Annotated in this window: 23 protein-coding genes and 1 tRNA gene; 14 read left to right on the forward strand and 10 right to left on the reverse strand. The window is 63.6% G+C overall.

The genetic code is table 11. The features are described from left to right. The first annotated feature begins 195 nt into the window (after window positions 1-195). From PT282_RS01185 to PT282_RS01195, 3 genes are all read left to right on the forward strand, one after another. On the forward strand, window positions 196-1842 hold the full coding sequence (locus PT282_RS01185) for an NAD(P)/FAD-dependent oxidoreductase (RefSeq protein ID WP_277167780.1): 1647 nt from the start codon (window positions 196-198) through the stop codon (window positions 1840-1842). 367 nt (window positions 1843-2209) lie between these two features. After that, window positions 2210-4081, forward strand: a complete 1872-nt coding sequence (rho, locus tag PT282_RS01190) for a transcription termination factor Rho (protein WP_277167781.1) — start codon at window positions 2210-2212, stop codon at window positions 4079-4081. 178 nt (window positions 4082-4259) lie between these two features. After that, the gene (locus PT282_RS01195; protein WP_277167782.1) at window positions 4260-4652 is read left to right on the forward strand and encodes a chorismate mutase; all 393 of its coding nucleotides are present in this window, start codon (window positions 4260-4262) and stop codon (window positions 4650-4652) included. Window positions 4653-4887: 235 nt separating this feature from the next. Here PT282_RS01195 and valS read toward each other — a convergent pair whose 3' ends face one another. From valS to PT282_RS01215, 4 genes are all read right to left on the reverse strand, one after another. After that, entirely contained in the window at window positions 4888-7644 is a 2757-nt protein-coding gene (gene valS, locus PT282_RS01200) for a valine--tRNA ligase (RefSeq protein WP_277167783.1), read from the reverse strand. Between the two features lie 51 nt (window positions 7645-7695). After that, on the reverse strand, window positions 7696-9225 hold the full coding sequence (locus PT282_RS01205; RefSeq protein WP_277167784.1) for an ABC transporter substrate-binding protein: 1530 nt from the start codon (window positions 9223-9225) through the stop codon (window positions 7696-7698). A 68-nt stretch (window positions 9226-9293) separates the two neighbouring features. Continuing rightward, entirely contained in the window at window positions 9294-9962 is a 669-nt protein-coding gene (nth, locus tag PT282_RS01210; RefSeq protein WP_277167785.1) for an endonuclease III, read from the reverse strand. Window positions 9963-10162: 200 nt separating this feature from the next. Beyond that, a complete protein-coding gene (locus tag PT282_RS01215; protein WP_277167786.1) occupies window positions 10163-10954 on the reverse strand; it encodes a response regulator transcription factor in 792 nt (263 codons plus the stop codon). A 256-nt stretch (window positions 10955-11210) separates the two neighbouring features. On the opposite strand from PT282_RS01215, the gene PT282_RS01220 reads away from it, so the two are divergent. Further along, window positions 11211-12080 (forward strand): hypothetical protein, encoded by an 870-nt coding sequence (locus tag PT282_RS01220; protein ID WP_277167787.1) that lies wholly within the window; start codon window positions 11211-11213, stop codon window positions 12078-12080. 7 nt (window positions 12081-12087) lie between these two features. Here the strand turns inward: PT282_RS01220 and PT282_RS01225 are convergent, their stop codons facing one another. The 3 genes from PT282_RS01225 to PT282_RS01235 form a co-directional block, all read right to left on the reverse strand. Beyond that, the gene (locus PT282_RS01225) at window positions 12088-12657 is read right to left on the reverse strand and encodes a manganese efflux pump MntP family protein (protein ID WP_277167788.1); all 570 of its coding nucleotides are present in this window, start codon (window positions 12655-12657) and stop codon (window positions 12088-12090) included. 163 nt (window positions 12658-12820) lie between these two features. Further along, the gene (locus PT282_RS01230) at window positions 12821-13315 is read right to left on the reverse strand and encodes an inorganic diphosphatase (protein ID WP_277167789.1); all 495 of its coding nucleotides are present in this window, start codon (window positions 13313-13315) and stop codon (window positions 12821-12823) included. Between the two features lie 157 nt (window positions 13316-13472). Continuing rightward, the gene (locus tag PT282_RS01235; RefSeq protein ID WP_277167790.1) at window positions 13473-15608 is read right to left on the reverse strand and encodes a maltotransferase domain-containing protein; all 2136 of its coding nucleotides are present in this window, start codon (window positions 15606-15608) and stop codon (window positions 13473-13475) included. A gap of 307 nt (window positions 15609-15915) precedes the next feature. On the opposite strand from PT282_RS01235, the gene PT282_RS01240 reads away from it, so the two are divergent. From PT282_RS01240 to PT282_RS01255, 4 genes are all read left to right on the forward strand, one after another. Further along, a complete protein-coding gene (locus tag PT282_RS01240) occupies window positions 15916-18147 on the forward strand; it encodes a peptidase (protein ID WP_277167791.1) in 2232 nt (743 codons plus the stop codon). Between the two features lie 232 nt (window positions 18148-18379). Beyond that, entirely contained in the window at window positions 18380-18643 is a 264-nt protein-coding gene (locus PT282_RS01245; protein WP_277167792.1) for a hypothetical protein, read from the forward strand. Between the two features lie 22 nt (window positions 18644-18665). Next, window positions 18666-19016, forward strand: a complete 351-nt coding sequence (locus tag PT282_RS01250) for a hypothetical protein (protein ID WP_277167793.1) — start codon at window positions 18666-18668, stop codon at window positions 19014-19016. A gap of 599 nt (window positions 19017-19615) precedes the next feature. Further along, a complete protein-coding gene (locus tag PT282_RS01255) occupies window positions 19616-20083 on the forward strand; it encodes a hypothetical protein (protein WP_277167794.1) in 468 nt (155 codons plus the stop codon). On the opposite strand, the gene PT282_RS01260 is transcribed toward PT282_RS01255, so the two are convergent. Beyond that, window positions 20049-20324: a hypothetical protein gene (locus PT282_RS01260; protein WP_277167795.1), complete on the reverse strand. Its 276-nt coding sequence runs from the start codon at window positions 20322-20324 to the stop codon at window positions 20049-20051. The genes PT282_RS01255 and PT282_RS01260 overlap by 35 nt on opposite strands. Beyond that, window positions 20321-20560 (reverse strand): helix-turn-helix domain-containing protein, encoded by a 240-nt coding sequence (locus PT282_RS01265; protein ID WP_277167796.1) that lies wholly within the window; start codon window positions 20558-20560, stop codon window positions 20321-20323. The genes PT282_RS01260 and PT282_RS01265 overlap by 4 nt, the downstream gene beginning before the upstream one ends. A gap of 134 nt (window positions 20561-20694) precedes the next feature. Between PT282_RS01265 and PT282_RS01270 the strand changes: the two genes are divergently transcribed. Beyond that, window positions 20695-20931, forward strand: a complete 237-nt coding sequence (locus tag PT282_RS01270) for a helix-turn-helix transcriptional regulator (protein ID WP_277168903.1) — start codon at window positions 20695-20697, stop codon at window positions 20929-20931. On the opposite strand, the gene PT282_RS01275 is transcribed toward PT282_RS01270, so the two are convergent. After that, window positions 20888-20964, reverse strand: a tRNA-Met gene (locus PT282_RS01275). The genes PT282_RS01270 and PT282_RS01275 overlap by 44 nt on opposite strands. 300 nt (window positions 20965-21264) lie before the next feature. Between PT282_RS01275 and metA the strand changes: the two genes are divergently transcribed. The 5 genes from metA to PT282_RS01300 all read left to right on the forward strand — a co-directional run bounded on the left by metA (window position 21265) and on the right by PT282_RS01300 (window position 25548). Next, the gene (metA, locus tag PT282_RS01280) at window positions 21265-22299 is read left to right on the forward strand and encodes a homoserine O-succinyltransferase (protein ID WP_277167797.1); all 1035 of its coding nucleotides are present in this window, start codon (window positions 21265-21267) and stop codon (window positions 22297-22299) included. A 651-nt stretch (window positions 22300-22950) separates the two neighbouring features. After that, window positions 22951-23763 carry a F0F1 ATP synthase subunit A gene (atpB, locus tag PT282_RS01285; RefSeq protein WP_277167798.1) on the forward strand — a complete coding sequence of 271 codons (813 nt, stop codon included), beginning with the start codon at window positions 22951-22953 and terminating at the stop codon, window positions 23761-23763. Between the two features lie 86 nt (window positions 23764-23849). Next, window positions 23850-24077, forward strand: coding sequence for an ATP synthase F0 subunit C (gene atpE / locus PT282_RS01290; RefSeq protein ID WP_277143542.1), 228 nt, complete (start codon window positions 23850-23852; stop codon window positions 24075-24077). A 55-nt stretch (window positions 24078-24132) separates the two neighbouring features. Next, window positions 24133-24660 carry a F0F1 ATP synthase subunit B gene (locus tag PT282_RS01295; protein WP_277168904.1) on the forward strand — a complete coding sequence of 176 codons (528 nt, stop codon included), beginning with the start codon at window positions 24133-24135 and terminating at the stop codon, window positions 24658-24660. A gap of 60 nt (window positions 24661-24720) precedes the next feature. Next, window positions 24721-25548 carry a F0F1 ATP synthase subunit delta gene (locus tag PT282_RS01300; protein ID WP_277167799.1) on the forward strand — a complete coding sequence of 276 codons (828 nt, stop codon included), beginning with the start codon at window positions 24721-24723 and terminating at the stop codon, window positions 25546-25548. Window positions 25549-25560 lie beyond the last annotated feature (12 nt).

Genomic DNA, 25560 nt, shown 5'->3' on the forward strand with positions numbered 1-25560 from the left:
AGCGTCCCGAGCGAAGCATATCTTCCCCGACATCGTGAGTTGTTTTCAACGTGAATTATCAGCCCGCTTGCAGATGGTTCGTGTATGTTGGCGCACATTGATGGCGCGCGTTTGCGGCTGCGTGTAGGCTTGTGGTGATTTGAACAATGCAGGACGACGGGGCGTCGAAAGTCCCCGGAACTGTTTCAGGAGGTAATGGTGAGCGACGGTAAATCCGGCAAGAAGTCGGTGGTGATCATCGGTGGTGGGCCTGCGGGCCTGACGGCGGCTTGGGAGCTGTTGAAGGACGGCGGCGCCGACAAGTATGACGTGACGGTGCTGGAGGCCACGCGCGAGTTCGGTGGCATCAGCCGCACGGTGAAGCACAACGGCAACCGCATGGACATCGGCGGGCACCGGTTCTTCTCCAAGGACGACCGCGTGATGGACTGGTGGAAGAACATCATGCCGCTGCAGGGCGCGCCCTCGTACGACGACAAGAAGCTCGGCCGCCACCACGACCTCGAGCCCGGCGGCCCGGACCCGGAGAAGACGGACGTGGTGATGCTCAAGCGCCACCGCGTTTCGCGCATCTTCTGGAACCAGCATTTCCTCGACTATCCGATCTCGCTTTCCCCGGCCCTGTTCAAGGCGCTGGGCTTCAAGCTGACGATGAAGGCCGGCTTCAGCTATCTGTGGTCGATGATCCACAAGCTGCCCGAGGACAACCTCGAGAACTTCTACATCAACCGTTTCGGCCGCCAGCTCTACTCGATGTTCTTCGAGGGCTACACCACCAAGGTGTGGGGGCGCACCCCCGCGCAGATCAGCGCCGACTGGGGCGCCCAGCGCGTGCGTGGCCTCTCCGTGATCACGGTGCTCAAGAACGCGATCGCGAAGATGATGCCGAAGAAGCGCGATTCCAGCCAGGTGGAGACCTCGTTGATCGAGGAGTTCTGGTACCCCAAGCTCGGCCCGGGCCAGCTGTGGGAGATCGTCGAGGGCCAGGTCGTCGACAACGGCGGCAAGGTCATCACCGACGCGAACGTGGTCGAGCTGCGCCAGAAGGACGACGGCGGCATCGCCAGCGTGGTCTACGTGGACGACAAGGGCGCGCGCACCGAGCTCGGCGCCGACGAGTTCATCAGCTCCATGCCCGTCAAGGACCTGGTCAACGCCATCGGCCGCGCCACCGACGACAAGAGCGAGGGCAAGGAGGTCGCCGCCGAGCCGAAGGCCGTGCCCGCCGACATGACCCGCATCGCCAACGGTCTGCCCTACCGCGACTTCGTCACCGTGGGCCTGCTGGTCAAGCACCTGCGTCTGAAGAACACGACCGACATGAAGACGCTCGGCAACCCACCGATCGTGCCGGACTGCTGGATCTACGTGCAGGACCCGGGCTACAAGGTCGGCCGCGTGCAGGTCTTCAACAACTGGAGCCCGTATCTGGTCAAGGACGTCGACAACACCGTGTGGGTCGGCCTCGAGTACTTCTGCGAGGAGGGCGACGACTTCTGGAACCTCTCGGACGAGGAGGCCACGAAGCTGGCGATCAAGGAGCTGACCCGCATGCGCGTGATCAACGGCCCCGAGGACGTCCTGGACTCCCACCGCGAGCACGTCAAGAAGGCCTACCCCGCCTACTTCGACACCTACGACGAGATGCCCGAGCTGATCGACTACCTCGACACCTTCGGCAACCTCTACTGCGTGGGCCGCAACGGCCAGCACCGCTACAACAACCAGGACCATTCCATGGCCAGCGCGATGGAGGCCGTCTCGAACATCAAGACCGGCCGCGCCGACAAGAAGAACGTCTGGAGCGTCAACACCGAGAAGTCCTACCACGAGGAGAAGTAACACCTCCGCGTCCAATGGGATTCGAATGGGATCCTGACGTAATCGGCGAACCGGCCACCCACTTCGCATGGGTGGCCGGTTTCGCATTCCCGGTGGGTTTTCCGATTGCGGTCCTGGTCTGTCTCGCCGGCCGCTTTCCTCCTCGTTTTCTGTGTCATTTTCATAGCGTTCCGCGTGCCGCAATCCTGCGTTTCGGCCGACGCGCCGCCATATCCCCACATTGGTCTTAGCTTTACGGTATCGTGAACATCAGTTCGAAAGTCGCATAATGGCGACGAACGTTCGTACGCGGTTTTTCATAATCCGCATCTTTTTCATAAAGCTTCCGAGCGATATTGCTATAGGAAGCCAAGGAAAGGCATTACCAGTGGCAACAAGCCAGAATATTGAAGACATGAAGCTGCCCGAGCTCAAGCAGCTCGCCAAGCAGATGGGACTCCGGGGCACGTCAACGATGCGTAAGCCGGATCTTCTCGCCACCCTTCAGGCTGCCCGTTCCGGCGGTGAGGCGCCGAGCGGCGTCACCGTACGCGCGCCCAAGACCAGCGTCAAGCCCGCCGTCAAAGAGACGAAGGACGATGCCGAGGACACCACCGTGAAGCAGCAGGAGCCCGCCGAGCCGGAGCATGCCCAGGCCGAGCGCGCCCACGCCGCGACCTTCGATTTCGAAGAGGCCGAGGAGGAGCCGCTGCGCAGGCACGTTCGCTCGGTCCACCACCATGGCGAGCGGATGGACGACGACGGGGAGAGGCGAGTCCATCGCGGCTCCCGCGCCGAGCGCGAATCCGGCCGTGACGGCCATTCCGGCGATGTGCGCGACCTCGACGACATCCTTGCCACGCTGCCCGTCGCTGACGACAGGCACGAGCGCGAGGACGAGAAGTCCGAGCCTCGGCACGAATACAACCGCCGCTCCCGTGGCCGCAACGAGCGCCACCAGCGCGGCGACCACGATCGTCATCAGCGTCGCATGCGCGGCCGTGACCGCGACCGCAACTACGACTACAACGACCGCCGTGACCACGAGGACCGCTACGGCCGTTCCGAGCGCGAGCGCGAGCGTGACCGTGACGACCGTCGTGACGACCGCCGCAACGATTCGCAGGAGGGCCTCGTGCCCGTCGCCGGCATCATCGACGTGCTCGATTCCTACGCCTTCGTGCGCACCTCCGGCTATCTGCCCGGCCCCAACGACGTCTACGTCTCCATGGGCCAGATCCGCAAGTACGGGCTGCGCAAGGGCGACGCCGTGCAGGGTACGATCCGTCCGCCGCGCGAGGGCGAACGCCGCAACCAGCGCCAGAAGTTCGTGCCGCTGCAGTCGGTCGACACCATCAACGGCATGAGCATCGAGGATGCGGCCAGCCGCCCGCACTTCTCCAAGCTCACCCCGCTCTACCCGCAGGAGCGTCTCGTCCAGGAGACCGCTCCCAACAAGCTCATCGGTCGCCTCATCGACCTGGTCTCGCCAATCGGCAAGGGCCAGCGCGGCTTGATCGTCTCCCCGCCCAAGGCCGGCAAGACGATCACCCTGCAGAACATCGCCAACTCCATCGCCACCAACAACCCCGAGGTCCACCTCATGGTCGTGCTGGTCGACGAGCGACCCGAAGAGGTCACCGACATGGAGCGCACGGTGCAGGGCGAGGTCATCTCCTCCACCTTCGACCGTCCCGCCTCCGACCACACCACCGTCGCCGAGCTCGCCATCGAGCGCGCCAAGCGCTTGGTGGAGCTGGGCCAGGACGTGGTGGTGCTGCTCGATTCCATGACCCGCCTGGCCCGCGCCTACAACATCGCGGCGCCCGCCTCCGGTCGCATCCTCTCCGGCGGTGTCGACGCCCAGGCGCTCTACCCGCCCAAGAAGTTCTTCGGCGCGGCCCGCAACATCGAGAACGGCGGCTCCCTGACGATCATCGCCTCGGCGCTGGTGGAGACCGGTTCCAAGATGGACGAGGTCATCTTCGAGGAGTTCAAGGGCACCGGCAACATGGAGCTGCGCCTGTCGCGCGATCTGGCCAACAAGCGCCTCTTCCCGGCCATCGACATCAACGCCTCCGGCACGCGCCGCGAGGAGCTCATCACCCCGAACGACGAGCTGGCGGTCATCTACCGTCTGCGTCGTCTGCTCGGCGGCCTCGAGCCGGAGCAGGCCTACCAGACCATCGTGCCGAGGCTCAAGAAGACGGCGACCAACCGCGACTTCCTGCAGGCCATCATCAAGCAGAAGGCCAACTGATCGGGTCGCTTTATCCGATCGACGGCGGCATCCGGCTACGGCTGGGTGCCGCCGTTTTCGTATCCGGAATCGTGTGCGTATCGGAGCCCATGCCGGCCTTTCATATCGGATATGGCGGATCTCGTTCGCCTGCACCTGCGGCGCGCTGGTTGGCGCCGGGCGCGCTATCCTAGGAACCATGAACGATAGTGAGCAATCCGGCTGGAGCGACACGACCATCGACGACGCCCAGGCCCAACGCAATCCTGAAGTCTCGCGCGACGTGGCGCGCATCAAGCAGCTGCGGCAGTCCATCGACAACGTCGACACCGCCATCGTCTCGCTGCTCGCCGAACGCTTCACATGCACCGCCGAGGTGGGGGCGCTCAAGGCGCGCGCCGGCTTCGCTCCCGAAGACAAGGAGCGCGAGAAACGCCAGTCGGAGCGCCTGCACCAGGTGGCCGTTTCCGCCGGCCTCGACCCCGATATCGAGGAGCGTTACCACGAATTCGTCGTCACCGAGGCCAAGAAGCGCCACCAGCGCATCGCCGATGCCGGGGGAGACCCGGGCGCGCTCGGCGTCTCCGCGTGAGACAGGTAGGGCTGAATATCAGGGCGGGTATGCAGACCGGCTGAATGCCTGTACGGTTCCGATATTCCGGTGGCTCGAAGGTGGATTCGACAATTGAATATCCTGGCCTGTAACCCATAGCTTCTCAACGCATATACAGTCCGAATTTGCAAGGATATACAAGAATATACAAAGCGGGGCCGCGCACGAACCAGATGTCGCGCGCGGCCCCGCTTCGCTGTGGGAAGCCGGAAGCCTACTTCTTCTTGCGGGGCTTCTTGGCCGGCGGCTCGCCGAGCTCGGCGTCGCTGACCTTCACCATGATCTCGCTGTCGGCGGCATCGGCGGAAGCGTCGAGTGCGACCGCGAGCGGGCCGGTGACCTTGCCCGCCTCGGCGATGTCGACCAGGCTCGCGTCGACGGCGGTCTTTCCGGCCTCGTTGGCCACGTTGAGCGTCGCCTTGAGGATCGGGGTCTTCATCGAGACCTTCGCCTGCGACTTCAAGCCGCGCAGCTCGGCCAACGCCTTGCCCGCCCAGACGAGCATGTCCGGGTCGGCGTCGCCCGCGGCGGCCTCGTAAGGTTCGGCGGTCGGCCAGGCGGCGGTGTGCACCGAGCCCTCACCGGCGTGCATCCAGCCCCAGACCTCTTCGGTGGCGAAGGGCATGTAGGGGGCGAGCAGACGCGCGAACGCCTCGAGGCCGAGGCCCAGCGTGGTGTGCGCGGACTTCACGGCGGCCTCCGACGGCGTCTTGCCGGTGGAATCGGCGGTGCCGTAGGCGCGGTTCTTCACCAGCTCGATGTAGTCGTCGCAGAACTGCCAGAAGAAGGTCTCGATGAGCTCGAGCGCCTTGGAGTGCTCGTAGACGTCCATCGACTTGGTGGCTTCGCGGATCACGGAGGCCAGGCGCGCCATCACCGCGCGGTCCAGCGGCTCGGTGACGTCGGCCGGGTTCCAGGCAGCGGTGGCGGCCTCTCCGACATGGTGGTTCTCGTCCTCGCGGCCGATGGCCAGTGCGAACTTGGTGGCGTTCAGCAGCTTGATGGCCAGGCGGCGCCCGATCTTCATCTGCCCCTCGTCATAGGTGGCGTCGAGGCCGAGCTTGGCGGAGGCGGCCCAATAGCGCACCGCGTCGGCGCCGTACTTGTCGACCGGCTCCTTGGGGACCACGACGTTGCCCTTCGACTTCGACATCTTCTTGTGGTCGGGGTCGAGGATCCAGCCGGAGAGCGCGGTGTGCGCCCACGGCAGGCAACGGTTCTCCAGATGTGCGCGGTCGATGGTGCTGAAGAGCCAGGTGCGGATGATGTCCTGGCCCTGGGGGCGCAGGTCCATCGGGAAGGTCGCTTTGAAGAGGTCCTGGCTCTCCTGGTCCGGCTCGGCCCAGTGCGTCACGATTTGTGGGGTCAGCGACGAGGTGGCCCAGGTGTCCATGATGTCCTTCTCGGCCGTGAAGCCGCCGGGCACGTCGCGCTGGTTCTCGCTGAACCCGGCCGGCACATCGTTGGTCGGGTCGATCGGCAGCTGGTCCTCGCTCGGGGTGATCGGATGGTCGTAATCCGGCTCGCCGTCGGCCTTGACCGGGTACCACAGCGGGAACGGGACACCGAAGAAGCGCTGGCGGGAGATCAGCCAGTCGCCGTTGAGGCCGTTGACCCAGTTCTCGTAGCGCACGCGCATGAAGTCAGGGTGGAACTGCAGTTCCTTGCCGCGCTCCAACAGCTCGGCGCGCAGACCCATGTCAGTGCCGCCGTTCTTCAGGTACCACTGGCGCGAGGTGACGATCTCGAGCGGCTTGTCGCCCTTCTCGTAGAAGTTGGTCATGCGCTTGGTCGGCTTCGGCTCGCCGTCGAGGTCGCCGGACTCGCGCAGGTGCTCGACGATGATCTTGCGGGCCGTGAAGGTGGTCTTGCCTTCGGTCTCCTCGAAGATGGCCTTGCCGCCCTCGTCTTCGATCCAGTCCGGCACGCTCATGATGATGCGGCCGTTGCGCTGGATGATCGGGCGGGTGGGCAGCTTCAGGTCGCGCCACCACTCGATATCGGTCTGGTCGCCGAAGGTGCAGCACATCGCGATGCCGGCGCCCTTGTCCATCTCGGCGGCCGGATGCGCCAGGATCGGCACCTTCACCTTGAAGAGCGGGGAGTAGACGTACTGGCCGAAGTACTTCTTGTAGCGCTCGTCGTCGGGGTTGGCGATCAGCGCGCCGCACGCTGCCAAGAGCTCCGGGCGGGTGGTCTCGATGTAGATCGGGGTGCCGTCCTCAAAGCGAAAGGCGACGCGGTGGTAGAAGCCGTCGTATTCGCGGCTCTCCAACTCGGCCTGCGCCACGGCGGTCTGGAAGGTGACGTCCCAGAGGCCCGGCGCGTCCTTCTGGTAGACCTCGCCGCGCTCCAGGTTGCGCAGGAACGCCTTCTGGGCCACGCGCTGCGGATGCTCGCCGATGGTGTGGTAGGTCTGCCGCCAGTCGATGGACATGCCGAGGCTGCGCCAGAGCGCCTCGAACTGCTTCTCGTCCTCGGCGGTCAACTTCTCGCACAGCTCCACGAAGTTCTTGCGGCTCACTGGCACCTGGTCGCGGGCGCTGATCTTCTTGCCCTGCGTGCCCTCGAACGGCGGCTTGAAATCGGGGTCGTATTTGAGCGACGTGTCGACGCGCACGCCATAGTAGTTCTGCACGCGGCGCTCGGTGGGCAGGCCGTTGTCGTCCCAGCCCATCGGGTAGAAGACGTGCTTGCCGCGCATGCGCTCGTAGCGGGCGATGACGTCGGTGTGGGTGTAGGAGAAGACGTGGCCGACGTGCAGGTGGCCGGAGACGGTGGGCGGCGGGGTGTCGATGGAATAGACGGCCTTGCGGTCGGGCTCGCCGTTGCCGTCGCGCGGGATCTCGAATTCATAGGTGCCGTCGTGGTCCCAACGGCCACGCCATTTGTCTTCGAGGCCGTCGACGCCGACCCGGTCGGGAAGCGGCGAAAGGCTGGCGTTGATGGTGTTATTGTCCTGATCAGTCATAACCCTCAAGTTTAGAAAGCAATGGTGACATCAGGGCGTGCGCGCCGGCGGCTATTTCAGGCGCAGGTCGCGCAGCGGCAGCAGCTGGTCGGTCATGTTGCCGGGGGCGCCTATCACCTTCCTGCCGGTCACCACCGTGCTGCTCTCGTTGTAGAGCCATGCGGCCGCGGCGTCCTGGCTGACGGCCTTGGCGTAGGAGCGCAGCCCGGCCTGGTGGTCGGCGTCGTTGGTGGCGGCCATGGCCTGGCGCCACATCGCCTGCGCGTCGCCGTTCTGGTAGCCGAAGATGCCATCGGCGAACTGGCCGGCGTCGTCGGTGCCGTCCATGGTGGTGATGGCCATGGTGTAGTCGCCGTTCGTCAGGCGCTGGCGCAGCGTCTCGTCGTTGACGACCTGGACGCTCAGGCTGAATCTGGTCGGCTCGAACTGCTTGGCGATCTGGTTGCCCAGGTCGCTGTATTCCTCCGGCACAAGGAACGTGGTGGTGCCCAGGTACTCGGGAGAGAAGTAGTTGATGTCGTTCTCGCCCTCGCTCAGGTCGTGCTCGTAGAGCGAGTTGAGGTCGTCGTAGCCGGGTTCGAGCGGGCCGATCGGGCCTCCCAGCGGCGCCGACGCGCTCGGCTCGTGACGCACCAGGCTCGGGGTGTCGACGATGAGGCGTGCGGCCTTGCGCGCCCGTTCATCGGAGAAGATGGAATTGGTGCCGTTGTTGAGCGCCAGCATGACCTTCACGGTGCCGTTGCCCTTGGCGACATGGTACTTGCGGTTGCCTTCGTACGGTTGCGGCGATTCCCCGGGGCGAAGCACCGCCATCTGGATCCGGCCGTCGCGCATCGCCTCGCGCATGGCCTTGGGGGTGTCGAAATAGCGCAGGCGCACCTGCGCGCTGGCGGACTGCTGCTGCCAGTAGAGGGTGTTGCGCACGAGCTTCATGGCATTGCCGGGCTCGAAGTCGCGCACGGTGAACGGTCCGCTGCCCAGCGCCTGTTTGGCGTAGTCGAGCTTGGCGCTCGAATCGTAGACGATGCCCGCCCGCGAGGAGAGCGCGCGCAGCAGCTTCGGGTTCGGGGCGCTCAGGGTCACCACCACCGTGGAGGGGTCGGGATTGCGCACCTTGGCGATGCCGGCCAGCTCACCCGCGTCCACGTAGTTGCCGTCGATGGCCTGCTGGAGCGAATAGACGACGTCGGAGGAATCCATCGCGTCGCCGTTGGAGAAGCGCATGTCGCTGTGCAGGTCGAAGGTGTAGGTCAGCCCGTCCTTGGAGACCTGCCAGTGCTCGGCCACCGAAGGCACGAGGTTGTTGTTCTGGTCGCGGCCCACCAGCGTCTCGTAGACGTTGCCCAGCAGCGCCTGATCGAGCTCCTTGCCCGCGCTTTTGCGGATGTCGAGCGTCTGGGGCGCCGGGCCGTCGATGCCCACGGAGACCTCCTCGACCTGGGCGAAGGGGGAGAGGGAGCTGATGGAACGGCGGCTGTGCGCCGCCCAGCCGACGCCCACGACGGCGAAGAGCATGGCGGCGACACCGATGAAGGCAAGACCCCTCAACGGTCGAATCGAATGCTGCGCATGCCGTGACATAATTATGTACTTTAGCCCGTGGTGCTGAATGCCAGCTGAAAGCCCTCCGAGTGTGCCGGACGCCGGTCTCAGCCGAACATGCCGGCCGAGGGGCAGGTGTCGTTGAGCGGGCAGTCGGCGCAGGCCGGCCTGCGCGAGTGGCAGGTCGAACGGCCGAAGAGGATGAGGCGGTGCGAGAGGTTCGTCCATTCCTCCGGCGCGAAATAGCCGGTGATCTCCTTCTCGATCTTCACCGGGTCGGGATGCGCGCTGCGCCAGTCGGTGCGCCAGCGCAGGCGGCCGGTCAGGCGCATGACGTGGGTGTCGACGGGGAAGCCGGGGATGCCGAAGGCGTTGCCCAGCACGACGTTCGCCGTCTTGCGGCCCACCCCCGCCAGCCTGGTCAGCTCCTCCATCTTCTGCGGCACCACCCCGTCGTAACGTTCCATGAGTTGGCCTGAAAGCGTGATGATGTGGTCGGCTTTGGCATGGTAAAAACCGACCGGATGGATGATGTCTTCGATGACTTCCGGGTTGGCCGCCGCGAGCAGGTCCGGGGTGCCGTAGTCCGCGAAAAGCGCCGGCGTGACGCTGTTGACCCGCACGTCGGTGGTCTGGGCGCTTAGGACGGTGGCCACCAGCAGTTGGAAGGGGGTCTCGAAATTGAGGGCGCAGGCCGGCTCCGGGATGAGCTCGCGCAGCACCTCGTACTCGGCGTGCATGCGTTGCAGCCGGTGCTTCTTCGTTTCCTTGGGCATGCGACGATTATAGAAGCCGGGCCTGCCGTCTGCGGCCGCCGGAACAGATTGCGCCATTTTTGAGCCGCTGACGCCTGCCAAAAGGCCCGAATATGGCGCGATTTTTAGGTTCCGCCATTTTTGAGCCGCTCAGTTGGACTCAGCGGCTTGTTTATGGCGCAATTCGGGGATGGTTTGCGGTGGGCTGGCCGGATGGGATGTCAGTCGGTGCCGGAAGCGGCGGAAGCTGTGGATGCGCTGGACGGTGCCGCGCCATTTTCGGTTGCGTCGCCGTCCTCGCCGTCGCCCTCCTGCTCGGGAGGGTCGAAACGGTAGCCGACGTTGCGCACCGTGCCGATCATATGCTCGTATTCGCCGCCGAGCTTGGCGCGCAGGCGACGGATGTGCACGTCGACGGTTCTGGTGCCGCCGTAGTAGTCGTAGCCCCACACCTCCTGGAGCAGCTGGGCGCGGGTGAAGACGCGGTGCGGATGCTGCACGAGGTATTTCAGCAGCTCGAACTCCTTGTAGGCCAGGTCGATCGGCTGGTTCTTCAGGGTGGCCGTGTAGCTCTTGGTGTCCACCACCAGGTCGCCGGAGCGCACCCGCCCGTCCTCGCGGTAGTCGGCCAGGTCCTTCGGCGCCGGAGCCGTGGCCGGGGCGTTCGCGCCGCGCTCGCGGACCAGCCGCAGCCTGCCCTCCACTTCGGCGGGCGAGGCCGTGTTGACCACCACGTCGGCGGCGCCCCACTGGCCGTTGACCGCCGTGAACCCGCCTTCGGTGAGCACGAGGATGATGGGGACGCCCAGCCCCGAGGCGTGGATGAGGCTGCACAGCGTCTTGGCGTTGGCCAGGTCGTCGCTGGCGTCGAGGAAGAGGATGGTGCGTTCGGGTAGTTTGACGAGGCTCGCGGCGTCCATCGGCAGCACGCGCACGCGATAGGAGAGCAGGGCCAGGGCGGGCAGCACGCCCGCCGGATCCGAGGCCGCGGTCATCAATGTCAGATCTGTCATTGACTCCCTCCCAGTCGCCCTCGGGAGCCTCGTCCGCGCATATGCGCGCGTGGCCGGACCCCGCTGATTACGTGTCATTCTAGCCGTTGGTTGTGGACACTTACGGCTAGCATATAATGCTATGGAAAGCCCGGATTGTGTCGGCTGTGTTACGCTCGGCGCTCCCGGAGCCAGACAATCGGGCCGGAAACGACTGTGTGACGGCCAAAGAGGCGATATGGGGCGATGCCCCACATGCGAGAACGGAGCTCATAATATGGACGCTGGGGTGGCGAAGGACGCCGAAGGGCGGCAAGAGGTCGGCTCGGCGCACGGCTCCGGCCACCCGGCCAGGCCCGTCGCGCTGCTTGAGGCCTGCGCCTATGCCGTCATCGCCGTCCTGCTCGTGCTCTGCGCGTTCGTCGACGGCAGGGTCCAGCTGGTGGTCTGCGAGATCGTGGCCCAGGCCGTCCTGTTCTTCGGCATGGTGTTCTGGCCGATGCGAGGCACCGTCGTCGACCGGGTCATCGGCGTGGTCGGCGGCGAGGCCATGATCTTCGGCACGCAGGCGGTGCTGGTCGGTATGCTGCCGCGCGCCACCCGTCCGTTCGGATTCGGCTGGAGCGGCCAGACCGGATTCGGCATGGTCGCCGCCTCCTTGCTGCTGCACGTGTGCACGGTGTGGGCGACGGGCGCCATGGTGGTGCTCACGGCGTTCGTCATCGTCGGGTTCCTGCACCAGATGCTGCGTCGCGAACGTACCGATATGGTGCTTTCCCTCTCGCAGAGCCTCATGGTCAACGTGGGCATGCTCGCCTCGTCCGGATGGATGTTCGTGCCGGTGCTCTTCCGCTATCTGCACATTCATGAAAGCGGTTTCGTCGGTCCGGCCGCGGCCTACGCCGGGACGGTGGTCGGCGTCGTGCTTGTCGTGGCGATCGCGCTCATCGCCGCCATCTCGGCGGTCTCCCTGCGCTGGTACCGCGATTTCGAACCTGTGCCGGGCGGCATGCGGCAGTCCGAGGCCGAGCGGAACGTCACGGTCTGGCAGCGCTATTCGTGGGCCGGCATCGGCCTGAGCGCCGTCATGCTCTCCGGCCTGGTCGTCTATCTCGCGGCGGTCGCGCTGCTGTTCGTGGTCGGCTGAGCGAATCTCACCAGGCGATGACGCCCAGGTGCTCCAACAGTGTTTTCAGGCCGATGAGGATCAGGACGATGCCGCCGGCGATCTGCGCGGCCTGCTGCCAGCGCACGCCGATGACATGGCCAAGGTAGAGGCCCGCCGCCGAGAAGGCTCCCGTCACCACGCCGATGATGGCGGCCGCGCCCCAGATATCGAGCGGCATGAACTGGAAGCTGACGCCCACGGCGAAGGCGTCGATGCTGCACGCGACGGCCAACGGGGCCATGTGCCGCCAGTCGAACTGCGCCGTTTGGCTGGCATCCTCCCCGGGCTCGCCGAAGGCCTCGCGAATCATGTTGCCGCCGATCAATGCCAGCAGACCGAAGATGATCCAATGGTCCACCGCCTCCACGTAACGGCCGAAGAGCGAGGCGAAGAAGTAGCCCAGAACGGGGAAGAACGCCTGGAAACCGCCGAACCACAGCGCGGTCTTGAGCGCGTTGATCGGCCTGACGCGGCGCGTGGCCAGCCCCTTGCCGATGGCGATGGCGAAGGCGTCCATGGAGACGGAGACGGCGATCAGCAGTATCTCGACGAGCATGGCCTGTGCCTCCGTGGTGCGGGAATGTGGCTGGTAAATGAAATGGTTGTTTTATAAAAACGGAGGCGCCGGAACCCATATTCGAATTCCGGCACCTCCATCAAGTCGGGGTCTCTGCGGCGAATCATGTCACCGCACGAGACGAGTCAGTGAACGGAAGCGCTCACTTCTTCTGGCTGGCAAGGCGCTCACGGGCGGCCACGATCTGCTTCTCGGCCTCGGCCACGTTGGTCCAGTAATCGCCGGGCATGACCTCCTTGCCGGGCTCCAGGGCCTTGTACTGCTCGAAGAAGTGCTTGATTTCGGCCTTGTGGTACTCGTTGACGTCGTCGATGTCCTTGATGCCGTCGAAGCGCACGTCGGCGGGCACGCACAGCACCTTGTCGTCGCCGCCCTCTTCGTCCTCCATGTGGTAGAGGCCCACGGCGCGGCACTCGATGACGCAGCCGGGGAACACGGAGTTCGGAATCATCACCAGGGCGTCAAGCGGATCGCCGTCCTCGCCCAGGGTGCCCTCGATGTAGCCATAGTCGTCCGGGTAGCCGAAGGAGGTGAAGAGGGTGCGGTCGAGCGTGATGCGGCCCGTCTCCTGGTCCACCTCGTACTTGTTCTTCGATCCGCGCGGAATCTCGACGAGAACGTTGAATGTCTCTGCCATGGTTGCTCCTTTTTGAACATGCTCATATAGAGGGTTTGTTACCACGTCCAAGTCTAGCGCAGATACCCGTCGGTGGCGTGGCCGCGGTCCGGGCCGGTGTCCGCACGCGATTGGTGGCTGCCGTCTCGCTCCGCCGCCTTGCCGCGGTCCGCCACCGTCAGCCGCGGACCGTGAAAATGTAGGCCGGCCGTTCGGCGGGGTCGAGGGTGACGGTGTTGTCGCTGCACCAGGTGACCTCGCCGCCTCCCAGCTCGTCGCGCACCGTGAATTCCCGGTCGCGGGGCAGGCCGAGCAGAGCCGGGTCGAAGTTCACCTGCGAGGTGCGGGGCTTGGAGCAGTCGAGGTTCACCACCACGATGACGGTGTCGCCGTTCGCATGGGCCTTGCCGCCGTCGTGTTCGCCGGATTCGCCGTCGGCATCCGCTGGCGGGATGTGGCGCGCGAAGGCGACGACGTCCGGGTCGCTGGTCCAGAGCATGGCGAGGTCGTGGTAGCTGCGGCAGGCGGGATGGGCGCGGCGGATGCGGTTGAGCTCGGTGAGCAGCGTGGCGATGCCATATTTATCGGCCTTGCTCCAAGCGCGCACCTTGATCTCGTATTTCTCGTTGTCCGCCTGCTCCTCCTGGCCTTTCTGCTGGCGGTTCTCCACCAGTTCGTAGCCGTTGTAGATGCCCCACGAGGGCGAGCCCATCGCGGCCAGCACCGCGCGCACCCTGTGCCCGGCCGCGCCGTTGTCGCGCAGGTAGTCGGTGAGGATGTCGGGGGTGGTGGGCCAGAACGTGTTGTGCTGGCAGTAGGCCTCGTCGCCGTTGGTGGTCTGCAGGTATTCGCCCAGCTCGTCCTTGGTGTTGCGCCAGGGGAAGTAGCAGTGCGACTGGGTGAAGCCGGCCAGGCTCAGCGCGCGCATGATGGCCGGGCGGGTGAAGGCCTCGGCGAGGAAGAGGATTTCCGGGTGCTTGCGCTGCACCGCCTCGATGACGTCCTGCCAGAAACGCACCGGCTTGGTGTGCGGGTTGTCGATGCGGAACATGGTGACGCCCGCCCCGATCCAGAGGTCCATGATGCGTTCGGTCTCGCGCTCGATGCCGGGCATGTCGACGTCGAAATCGATGGGATAGATGTCTTCGTACTTCTTCGGCGGATTCTCGGCAAAGGCGATGCTGCCATCGGGCTTGTGACGGAACCAGTCCGGATGCTCGCGCACCCAGGGATGGTCGGGCGAGCACTGCAGGGCGAAGTCCAGCGCGACCTCGAGGCCGAGCCCGTGGGCATGACGACAGAAGGCCCTGAAATCGTCCATGTCGCCCAGCAGCGGGTCGACGGTGTCGTGCCCGCCGGCAGCGGAGCCGATGCCGAACGGCGAACCCGGGTCGTCTGGGCCGGCCACGAGCGCGTTGTTGCGGCCCTTGCGGTTGGTGGTGCCGATGGGGAAGATCGGCGGCAGATAGACCACGTCGAACCCCTCGGCTGCGGCACGGTCGAGCCCGGAAACCGCGGTGGAGAAGGTGCCCTGCGTGATCCTGCCGGTCTTGGGGTCCCGGCTCGCCCCCTCGGAGCGGGGGAAGAACTGGTACCAGGCGGTGAAGCTCGACTTCGGCCGTTCGACGCGCAACCGCAGGGGAGCGCTGGCCGTCAGCCCGTCGCGCAGCGGATGGTGCCGGTGCAGGTACTCGATCGAAGGGTTGTCCGCGGCCGCCAGGCGCGCCTTGGCATCAGCGCCGTCGTCGGCGAGGTTTCGCGAGACTTCTTCCAAGGTCGCCTTCTGCGCGTCATCGAGCCGAGAGTCCTCCGAGCACGCCCAACGGGCGAACAGCGCGGCACCGGAGGCGAGGATGTTATTGACGTCATCATCGACCTCCACCTTGATCCGCGCGTCGGCCAGCCATGAGGCGTAGGCGTCCTCCCAGCCCTCGAGCGTCACCGTCCACTTGCCGAGCCGCCGGGCGACCCGTTCGAACCCGGGTTCCCAGGGTTTCGCGTCGCTCGGCTCTCCCGCCGCCAGGGTCGCCTTGAACAGGTCGAGGCCGGGGTTGACGCACGTCATCGCCACGCTTCGGCGTACCGTGCCGCTCGGGTCGCGTAGCGTCGCGGTGGCGCCCGTCTTGGCACGGCCCTCGATGAAGATCCGGGCGCTGACGGTGAACGCCTCGCCCAGCTCGACCCGTGCCGGCCACGCCCCGCATCCGACGCTCGGCGTGGCCGAGAGGATGACGATGCGCCCGAACTGGCCTGGCCTTGTTATAGGGAAGCTCGGTGTGCCCGTCTGCTCGTTGGTTGTCGCTGGTTTCATCATTGCCCCGCTCCGTTGGTGTCTGTGCGCCGGAATTCCGCCCCGATCCAGCTTCCTGCCTTCATTGTAGATGGGCTCGTCGCAGGCTTCCAGCGACGTCCTGGACGTCCAGATGATTTGTGGATAAGTCGGCGACGTCGGTCTCGAAAACGGCGAAATGTGGATAAGTCGGCGGCAGTTATCCACAACACGCCGGAGACCCCCACCGTTCGACCACAGTGGTCCGAATCGCTTTCGCGGTAGCGCGGAAGCGCGCATCCTGTTGTCTACCCGCTCGGGATCGGGAGGGAGGAACGGAAAGGACGTTGAGATGAGAATATGGACAAGACGCCTGGCCGCGGTGGTCTGCGCGGTGGCGATGATGGCGGCAGCGCTGGTCATGGGGGTCACGGGCGCTTCGGCGCAGGCCAACGTGCTGCAGAAACCCGGAGCGGACACGTACCTCAAATACCGCATCGATGGCTCCTCGATGCATATCGGCGTCATCAGCCAGGACGCGCAGGGGCGCAAATACTACTGCATCGAGGCGGGAGCGCCGTCGAACCACGACGTGAACAACGTCATCGGCCTGCCCGACAGCCAGGAGGCCCGCCGCGTCTCGTGGCTGATGGGGCGCTACGCCCAGTCCGACCAGCGCACGCAGGCGGCCATCGGCGTGCTCACCCACGACCATTTCGACCACAACGCGGCCATCTGGGGCCAGCACCGCGCGATCATCATGGGGCAGTACCCCGACCTCGCCGGGCGTGCCGACGCGCTGTGGGCCGAGGCCGGCGCGAACACGCCCACGGGGGCTGACATCCAGCAGGCCTATGTGCAGGGCATCAGGAAGGGCAAGCTCACCGTGCAGATCGAGGACGCCTCCGGCTCGCCGGTCGCCGGTGTCGTCTTCCATGCCAGGCTCAACGGTCCGGCCGTCTTCGACACCGGCAGCGCCGAGACGAGCGGTGTATCCGCCTCGCAGCCGATCGAGTTGAACTGGAAGGCGACGGGCAAGGGCGACGTGACCGCGTCGCTCACCTACGAGCGCAAGACGCTCGACATGGTTCTCAGCGGTCAGGACTACGCCCGCATCGGCAACGACGAGAGCACCGACGCCGGCTCGATCACCTTCAAGGTGCGCAAGGACTTCAAGCCGGGCATCCTGAGCACCGTCTCCAGCAAGATCGTCAACGACGGCCAGCCCGTGCGCGACGAGCTCACGTCCACGCTCGTCGGCGAGGACAACTATTGGGTGCCGGATCTCAAGGTGACGGCGTCCGGCTGGTATTTCGCCGGTCTGACTCCCGAGCAGCTGCGTGGCGCGGTGACGGCCCGCCAGGGCGAGGGTGCCGCCAACGCCTTCCTCGCCCGTCTCGCCGCGGACGGCCACAGGCCCGCCGCCTACGGGAGCGCCGATTTCACCGGACCGGGCCAGAGCGTCCGGGCCACCGCCGTCACCGAACCCGGAGGCTCGCAGCAATACCGTGCGCCCTCGGGAGGCTTCGGCACCTGGGTGTGGGCCTTCGAACGCGACAAGCAGAGCGCGGAGGCGCAGGACTACCTCATCGGCGACTCGGTCGCTCCCTTCCTGGAGCCGAACGAGACCAACTCCAACCGCTTCAGGCTGCACGTCGAATCAAGCGTGACCGAGCATTCGGCCAGCGTCGGCTCCGAGCTGAGCGACACCATCACCGTCTCCGGGTTTCCCGACGACCACGGCAGTTTCCAAGGCAACCAGAGCTACGGGTTCCGCCCGGACCAGCCCAACGCCCAGGTGGACGTGTGGTGGGCCGGCAGCACCGACGACCAGCAGGACGACGAGCGGTTCCGCCCGCAGGGCAAGGTCGAGCCCGAGGAGGACGGCAACCACCGCCTCGTCGGCACCTGGGACTTCCCGGCGCGCAACGGCACGATCCGCGTGGGGGCCGGCGCCAGCGACGCCCACGGCGCACCGGTCAACATCGCGGCCCAGGACCACGGGTGGTACGTGTTCGTCTGGCGCTTCACCGGCGACGACCGGGTGAAGCCCGCCGCCAGCGACTACGACGACGCCTGGGAACGCACCCGCGTCGAAGGGTTCTCGCCGCAGGAGAAGGCGATGATCGTCACCCACGTCGACAAGAGCGAGGTCAACGTCGGCGACACCTTCCACGACGTCGCCAAGGTCACCGGCGACCTGCCGGCCGGTTCCCGTGTCGAGTTCACGGCCTATGAGCCGGTGGCCAAGGGCGCTCCCGCGGGCAGCGGCCGGAAGATCATGGACGCCCGATCGGTCGCGGTCACCTCGAAACATGCCGGAGCCAAGGTCTCCAGCCCCGAGGTGACGGCCGACAAGACCGGCGAGGTCTACTGGAAGGCGGCCGTGGTCTCGCCGCAGGGCGATGTGCTGGCGTCCCACGATGTCGGCGTGCCCGAGGAGACGGTGAGCGTCGGCGAGGAGCCCAAGGGAAGCCTGGCGCATACCGGCGCGCCCATCCTGGTCTTCGTCGGCGTCGGACTCGCGGCGCTCGCGGTGGGCGCGCTCATGGTCGCGTTCATCCGTCGCCGCAGCGGCTGCTGATCGGCGCTGACCGGTGTAGTCCCATGCCTCTGATTCAGCGGGTGAGGCCAGCAAAGCCCGGAACCATCACGATTCCGGGCTCTGTGTCGGCGCTTTTGACGGTTTGCATATGTGTTTTGACAGGTATCGGAAAGGCCTAAGAGCCGTATTCGACACAGCATAAAGGTGTCGTCTTTTGAAGAAATGGTTCGCAACAATTAACTGTAGCACTAGTTTGTAGGATGATTATAGTATGATTATTGAGATAGAGGAATCGGCTCGAAAGCATGGGTGCAAGGACTGCGAAATTGAGTACGCGGTGCTTCATGCTGTGAATTACGAGCAGATTCCAGGTAGGCGTGGACGGCTGGCTTTCATGTTTGTCGGGCATCCGCATCGGGGAGCATTGGATGATGATTGGCTGGAGGTCGGTGTCGCCCGCTGGAGAGATGGCACACTGCGTGCTTTTCATGCCATGAGGATGACCGACAACTGGTGGCATCTCAGCAAGAAGTAGATCGTCGAAAAGGAGAATGACAATGGAGAATAGAAGGACAGAAGAGGAACAAGCGGAAATTCAGGCTTGGGCTGAGGATCTTAATCGTAAGGTCGAGAATGGCGAGCTTAAACCCATACCTGGAACCAGAGTGCACCGTGGCGAGGACGCACCGGCATTGACGGACGATGATTTATTGGCTATTTTCGAGGGACGACCTCGCCAGGAAGAGCATCAGCCTGCAAAGAAGACGTGGAGAGTTCGCACCACGCAGAAACTCGATGCGTGGGCCGCTGCAGGCGCCCATGAGGAGCATCTGAACACTTCTGCTTTGATTCGTAAGGCGGTAGCCGAGTATCTGACGTTGCACCATCTTTCCGCGCAACCTGCCTGATGTCTACATGGTCTTTTTGGCTGATTGCTCAGAATGAATATAAACGCGGAAAAGTTTGGGCTGAGGTCAATGGTCTATGCGCATATGCAACCACTCATCAGATTTTCTTCAGCTAGCTTTTGAATCAGGCAAACAGCACTATCTGTAATAACGCCAACAGCAGTCCGAGCTCCATGAACACCACGGCCGTGCGACGCACGAGGTGTTTCGTCTCCTGCTTCCACCCGCCAAAACTAATGCCAGGTACAACGTGAACGCGGCGAAAAGCCACCAGAAGCCACACAGCAGGCTCACCAGCCCACCAGCAACCACCACCTCACAAGCCCTCTCATCGACGACCTCCTTCACGAAATGCCGACCTTGGCCGTAAACTTGGAATCGCCAGACAAACAGGCAAACAGCCAAGGAAGGCAAAAATAATGGCAATAGACTGGATAGCAATAGGCGCTCTAGTGGTATCCCTTGCGTCGTTCGCCCGAACAATCCGACGGCGGCCAGAAGCCTCGTGGTCGTTCACTCGTGTCGACATCGAGGAATATGAGCTTGCTGGACTAATGCCGGCAATTAAGGAAGCCAGTGGCATCGCTGGAATGCAATATATGCAACTGACCAACGACGGAGACGGCGACGCCTTCGACGTGCGGGCGTTCGGGCATAACTGCATCGTGTACGAAGCCGAATGGGAAAAGCGGCCGGACGGACGGTGGACCAACAAAGAAGTGACTATGTACCCAGCCATGCCCAGCAACGGCGAAACCGCAAACCTGATAATCCTGCCACCCGAGGGACACGACGAAATACCATGCGACGCGGAAGTCTGCATACACTGGAAGAGGTCACCCACCCGGCTGCGCCGTTGTGGATACACGCATACTCCGATCGCCGGTGACGAGGACTGGTGGAACGACAAAGACTGGCAGATTCGGCACCGAGTTGCTGAGCGTCTCAAATTAGTGGTGGAGCATCGAAGGTTCCACCACAACCCAAAGGACGCGGAGACGACCCCGAACCAACCTATCTCAATGCCGAATCTCACTCCGACTCCTGACGCTCAAGCTCGGAATTGACCGCATCCTTCAACATCGTCGCCGAGGAACGTGTCATCATTTTCGGATAAAGATAGACCGCCTTTGCGTTCTTGATGATCACTTCGTCGTTTTCCTTAGAGAAGCCTTTCGCAGACACCACAACGACCTTGCCGGAGCAATCCACCGTCTTCGGCGAAATGGTGGGGTCGTCGTCGGACCAGAGATTGTCGTCATGTTCGGTAGCAACACCATTGAGACTCTTATATTGTCCGATGATCATTGCGCCACCTCCATTGGTTCGCGGCCGAGCAAAGCGTCAGTGGAGACGTTGAACAAATCGGTCATAGTTGATAGTTCATCCGCCGAAAAGCGAATCTTTCCGGTGAGCTTGTTGGACAGAGTCGCAAGAGCAATCTTTAAAGCGGCGGCTAAATCTTGCTGCCGTAATCCGTGAAAGGCCAGTTGACTTTTCACTATCCGCTTTATCGTTTGTCTATTACGAATTGCACTCGTCATAAACGTATTTATAACATGATAATTCGTAATAAGCAAATCTATATGTCGATTTGCGTTGAAAATCATAATATACTAAATTAATTCGTATGAGTACAGCAACGTTAGAATCTGTAGTAGAAGCTAAGACGAAACACATGTCATTGCAAGATAAAGTTACCTTTAACCTAAGGTTACTTTTGATGTTGCGTGACCGTACGCAGAAAGATTTGGCTAAAGCTATCGGTATAGCTGGAGCAACTTTGTCTCAAAAGTTCAGTGGACGCACGCGTTGGAATCTTGATGATATAGAAAAAGCCTCCGATTTCCTTAATGTGAAACCGGAGGCATTGGTAGCGGGGTCAGGATTTGAACCTGAGACCTCTGGGTTATGAGCCCAGCGAGCTACCGAACTGCTCCACCCCGCGACGGCTGCTTCAAACAGCAATAAACTACATTACGAGAAACACGGAGAATGTCAAACCGCGGCGCGTTTTCAGCTCTGAGACGAGCGATTCGCCTATAACCGACCAATTATGAGTCGGCTGGCCTAATAATCGGCTGGCTCAGCAAACGGTTGGCTCGGCAACCGGGTGATTGTCGGGACAAGCATCGGCAGTCAATCGTTCCCTGCATCGGGGTATCGGGTATCGAAGATATCGAATCGGCCATCTTCCCTCGTGGAAATTCATATTCATAAAGGGCGAGGGCAAGAGGATAATGGAGACATGCCTATCAGGATTCCCAGCGGCCTGCCCGCGCGTGCCATACTCGACTCGGAGCGCATCTTCGCCCTCGAGCGGCCCGACGCCGAAGAGCAGCAGATCCGCCCGCTGCGTTTGGTGATTCTCAACCTCATGCCCAAGAAGATCGAGACCGAGACCCAGCTGCTACGCCTGATCTCGAAGTCGCCGCTGCAGGTCGAGATCGACTTCATGAAGACCTCCACCCACGAGTCCACCCACGTCAGCGCCGACCACCTGCTGAAGTTCTACGAGAACCTGGACGCCTTCGCCGACAACTATTACGACGGCCTCGTGGTCACCGGCGCGCCCGTGGAGCAGATGGACTTCGAGCAGGTGGACTATTGGGACGAGCTCACCTCGATCCTCGACTGGGCGCAGTCGCACGTCTTCTCCACGATGTACCTGTGCTGGGGCGCGATGGCCGGGCTCCACTACCATTACGGGGTGCGCAAGGTCGACTACGAACGCAAGGTCTTCGGTGTCTTCCCGCAGTTCCTCCAGGACGAATACTGCTTCATCACCAACGGCTTTGACGAGGTCTGCCTGCAGCCCCACTCCCGGCTGGCCGGCATCGACGAGGGCGACGTGGCCGCCAACCCCGACCTGCAGGTGCTCACCTTGGGCCCCGAGTCCGGCCCCGGGCTCATCGCCTCGCGCGATTTCTCGGAGGTCTTCGCGCTCGGTCACTGGGAATACGGCAAATACACCCTGCGTGAGGAATACGAGCGCGACATGGCCAAGGGCCTGGATAACGTGCCCTTCCCCAGGAACTATTTCCCGCACGACGACCCGGGCCTCGAGCCGGTCTTCTCGTGGCGCGCGCACGCGAACCTCCTGTGGCGCAATTGGCTCAACTGGGTCTACCAGACCACGCCCTACGACCTCGCCGAGGTGCCGCACCTGCGCGCTAGGAAACTGCTGGGCACCGACCGCGCCATCCGTCACGAGCCGGGGGCGCCGAGGAAGGACGGCTTCAGGCCGCTGGAGCATGACGGGTACGGCCTGATTCGGCACTGAACGCACCTAGTAAAGATGAGTGCGCTCAGCGCGCGATGTGCGCCGTCGCCTCCGTCCTGGGATTGAAGAAACCCGAGACAGTGAAGATCTTGGATGGGCCAGGGCAATCGTTTCGAAAGCCGATCGACAGCCCGACGCGTACGTTTCGTGCCCTGAGCGCCGTCACCGCGTTCGCTCGCGGCCCAATTCGGCCGTCTCGGCTGTGATTCAGCTCCTATGTTCGGCCCCTTTTTGGGCTGTTTCCGACTCGTATTCACGGTGCGGCCGCCGAATCAACACCGAACAGGCATCCCCGTCCGTTTTCGGCTCCGAGACCCGTCAACCGGCAACTAGACAACCGATTTCAATGTGCCGCAATTGAAGCCGGCAGTAAGGCTTACGGGGGGGTGCGGCAAACAAGAAACGCCGAGGAAACCGCCGACTTCGAGGGGCTGTCGCGCTGGCCCCAGCGCAACGGCGTACAATCATCTCTCGGTTCTCTTCAGGCCATGCCACACAGGGGATGAGCGGATGTTCGCGCCGGGTTTCCGCCCGGAGGCGGTCCGGGGGACGTCGCATCGCGCCAAGCAAGCGACGCCTGCCGAGACGTCAGACCATTATCTCCGACGTATGGCTTAGACTGGTAAGCCTGTAGTGAGTCAGGAGGCGCACATGATGGAAACGGTTGGCACGAGTATGCTGCTGGCGGCCGGGGCAGGTCCCGAGCTGCCGACCGTCAATGACTTCCTGCCCCCCGAGATCCTCTTCCAGGGCACGCCTTTCGCCATCAACCGCATCATTCTCATCAGGTTGGTCGCCACGGTCGTGCTGCTGCTGGTCCTGGGCATCACCGCCGCACGCGCCAAGCTCATCCCCGGCCGCTGGCAGGGTCTGATCGAGTACGGCATCGACTTCGTGCGCAACAACGTCGTCTACGAGACGATGGGCGAGCTGCGTGGCCGCCGCTACGTGCCGATGATCGCCACGCTTTTCTTCACGATCTTCATCTTCAATCTCTTCGGCATCATCCCCGGCGCGAACATGGCCGCGACGGCCACGGTCACCATGCCGCTGGTCTTCGCCATCTGGGTGCTGGTCCAGTACTGGATCGCCGCCTGCCGCGAGAAGGGCTTCTTCCGCTACATCCGCGACGAGTGCTTCACCCCGGGCGTGCCGTGGCCCATCTACATCCTGCTGGCGCCGATCCAGCTCATCGAGCTGCTGATCATCCGTCCGGCCTCGCTGACCATCCGACTCTTCGCCAACATGATCTCCGGCCACTTGGTGCTGGCCACCTGCTTGGCGTTCGCGCAGTACTGGATGGTCGAGGCGGCCAACAAGTTCGTCGGCATCCCGGTGGGCGGCATCTGGTTCCTCGGCGGCTTCGTGATGACCCTGTTCGAGGCGTTCATCGCCTTCCTGCAGGCCTACGTCTTCGCGATCCTCGCCACCGTCTACATCAACCTGAGCTATCCGGATGAGTGAGGCGAAAGCCACGGCCCGAGTCGGCAAGCAACCAAACAAACAAACAGATTTTTAACGTGAATCCATCCCGTTAGAAAGGAAAACAAATGGACATCATCACCCTCGCAGAGGTTGCAGGCAACCTGAGCGTCATCGGTTACGGTCTCGCCACCATCGGACCAGGCATCGGCTTGGGCATCCTGTTCGGCAAGGCCATGGAATCCACGGCCCGCCAGCCCGAGATGAGCGGCAAGATCCAGACGATCATGTTCATCGGCCTGGCTCTCGTCGAGCTGCTCGGCCTGCTCGGCTTCGTGGCGCTGCTCATCAAGTAGTCCATAGGCTCGGCAGAACCATAACGGCAACAAAACGTGAAAGGAGGACTTCATGATGACACTTGCGGACGGCGGCATTGACCTGTTCATTCCCAAGGTCTACGACATTGTGTGGTCCCTGATCATTCTCGTTATCGTCGCGCTGTTCTTCTACAAGTTCTTCATGCCCAAGTTCAATGCGATCTTCGATGAGCGTGCCGAGAAGATCGAAGGCAACATCTCCAAGGCCAAGCAGGCCAAGGACGATGCGGACAAGGCCAAGAAGAAATACGAGGACCAGCTCAACCAGGCCCGTGTGGACGCGTCGAAGATCACCGACGACGCGCGCACCGAGGCCACGAAGATCATCTCCGAGGCGCACACCCGCGCCGATTCGGAGGCCGCGCAGATCGCCGCCAACGCGCAGCGTTCCATCGCCTCGCAGCAACAGCAGGCCATGGTGAGCCTCAAGGGGCAGGTGGGCACTCTGGCCACCGCCCTAGCCGGCAAGATCCTCGGCGCCAAGCTGCAGGACGGCGATGTGCAGCAGGGCATGCTCGACCAGATGATCGACGGGCTCGACAAGACGAGCGAGAAGAAGTGACGCCACAGGAGGGCAACCGGCTGTGAGCTGCAAACGGATTGAATGGAAGTGAGGTGAACAATGCGAGGAGAGGCATCACTGAGCGCCGATCGCGAGTCTCGTGACTCGCTGGCACCCAGGCTCAAGGGCGCAGGCGCCGACACCTGGCGTATCGGGGAGGACCTGTTTGTGGTCACGAACCTCCTTGATCACGATGTGCAGGTGGAGCGTTCGCTGACCGATCCATCCAGGCCGTCGGCCGACAAGGTGGCCCTGGTCAAGGCCATCGTCGGCTCGCAGGCCCATCCGATCACCGTTGAGATTCTCTCGGACCTGGTCTCCCGCAAGTGGAGCAAGGTGGGCGACATCGCCAACGCCACCGAGGATTTCGCCGTGGACGCGATGATGTACTACGCGGATTCCACCGACGCCACGCTCGAGGTCTCCACCCAGCTGGCGCAGATCCACTCGGCGTTGCTGGAGATGTCCGTGCTGCGCTCGGAGCTTTCCGACGGGTACGCCTCCGCCCAGGCCCGTGTCGACCTGCTGCGCAAGGCCCTGGCAGGGACCGAGCTCAACAAGGTGACGATGCGTCTGACGGAGCACGCCGCGGCCAATCCCCGCAGGCGCCGCTTCCTGCAGACCGTGCAGTGGCTCATCGGCAAGTTCTCGCGTCACATGGGCCAGTCGATGGTCACCGTGACCACGGCCACGCCGCTCAACGAGGCCCAGACGCAGAAGCTCGCCAGCCACTTCGGCAAGCAGGTGGGCCGTCCGGTCCACATCAACTCCGTGGTCGACGCCTCGGTGCTTGGCGGCATGCGCGTGCAGATCGGCGACGACGTCACCGACAACACCGTCGCGGCCCAGCTCGAGCAGCTTCACCGCAGCGTGCGGGAGCACGTGTGAGGCGGCGCGGCA

Source organism: Bifidobacterium sp. ESL0763 (assembly GCF_029433395.1).
Taxonomy (GTDB): domain Bacteria; phylum Actinomycetota; class Actinomycetes; order Actinomycetales; family Bifidobacteriaceae; genus Bifidobacterium.

Coding starts and splice junctions, on each gene's coding strand:
- metA (WP_277167797.1), top strand. CDS start 21,265: ATGCCTATCAGGATTCCCAGCGGCCTGCCCGCGCGTGCCATACTCGAC.
- PT282_RS01265 (WP_277167796.1), bottom strand. CDS start 20,560: ATGACGAGTGCAATTCGTAATAGACAAACGATAAAGCGGATAGTGAAA.
- valS (WP_277167783.1), bottom strand. CDS start 7,644: ATGACTGATCAGGACAATAACACCATCAACGCCAGCCTTTCGCCGCTT.
- atpB (WP_277167798.1), top strand. CDS start 22,951: ATGATGGAAACGGTTGGCACGAGTATGCTGCTGGCGGCCGGGGCAGGT.
- PT282_RS01185 (WP_277167780.1), top strand. CDS start 196: ATGGTGAGCGACGGTAAATCCGGCAAGAAGTCGGTGGTGATCATCGGT.
- PT282_RS01225 (WP_277167788.1), bottom strand. CDS start 12,657: ATGCTCGTCGAGATACTGCTGATCGCCGTCTCCGTCTCCATGGACGCC.
- PT282_RS01295 (WP_277168904.1), top strand. CDS start 24,133: ATGACACTTGCGGACGGCGGCATTGACCTGTTCATTCCCAAGGTCTAC.
- PT282_RS01215 (WP_277167786.1), bottom strand. CDS start 10,954: ATGACAGATCTGACATTGATGACCGCGGCCTCGGATCCGGCGGGCGTG.
- PT282_RS01205 (WP_277167784.1), bottom strand. CDS start 9,225: ATGTCACGGCATGCGCAGCATTCGATTCGACCGTTGAGGGGTCTTGCC.
- PT282_RS01250 (WP_277167793.1), top strand. CDS start 18,666: ATGGAGAATAGAAGGACAGAAGAGGAACAAGCGGAAATTCAGGCTTGG.
- PT282_RS01270 (WP_277168903.1), top strand. CDS start 20,695: ATGTCATTGCAAGATAAAGTTACCTTTAACCTAAGGTTACTTTTGATG.
- PT282_RS01195 (WP_277167782.1), top strand. CDS start 4,260: ATGAACGATAGTGAGCAATCCGGCTGGAGCGACACGACCATCGACGAC.
- atpE (WP_277143542.1), top strand. CDS start 23,850: ATGGACATCATCACCCTCGCAGAGGTTGCAGGCAACCTGAGCGTCATC.
- PT282_RS01235 (WP_277167790.1), bottom strand. CDS start 15,608: ATGATGAAACCAGCGACAACCAACGAGCAGACGGGCACACCGAGCTTC.
- PT282_RS01220 (WP_277167787.1), top strand. CDS start 11,211: ATGGACGCTGGGGTGGCGAAGGACGCCGAAGGGCGGCAAGAGGTCGGC.
- PT282_RS01245 (WP_277167792.1), top strand. CDS start 18,380: ATGATTATTGAGATAGAGGAATCGGCTCGAAAGCATGGGTGCAAGGAC.
- PT282_RS01260 (WP_277167795.1), bottom strand. CDS start 20,324: ATGATCATCGGACAATATAAGAGTCTCAATGGTGTTGCTACCGAACAT.
- nth (WP_277167785.1), bottom strand. CDS start 9,962: ATGCCCAAGGAAACGAAGAAGCACCGGCTGCAACGCATGCACGCCGAG.
- PT282_RS01240 (WP_277167791.1), top strand. CDS start 15,916: ATGAGAATATGGACAAGACGCCTGGCCGCGGTGGTCTGCGCGGTGGCG.
- PT282_RS01255 (WP_277167794.1), top strand. CDS start 19,616: ATGCAACTGACCAACGACGGAGACGGCGACGCCTTCGACGTGCGGGCG.
- PT282_RS01300 (WP_277167799.1), top strand. CDS start 24,721: ATGCGAGGAGAGGCATCACTGAGCGCCGATCGCGAGTCTCGTGACTCG.
- PT282_RS01230 (WP_277167789.1), bottom strand. CDS start 13,315: ATGGCAGAGACATTCAACGTTCTCGTCGAGATTCCGCGCGGATCGAAG.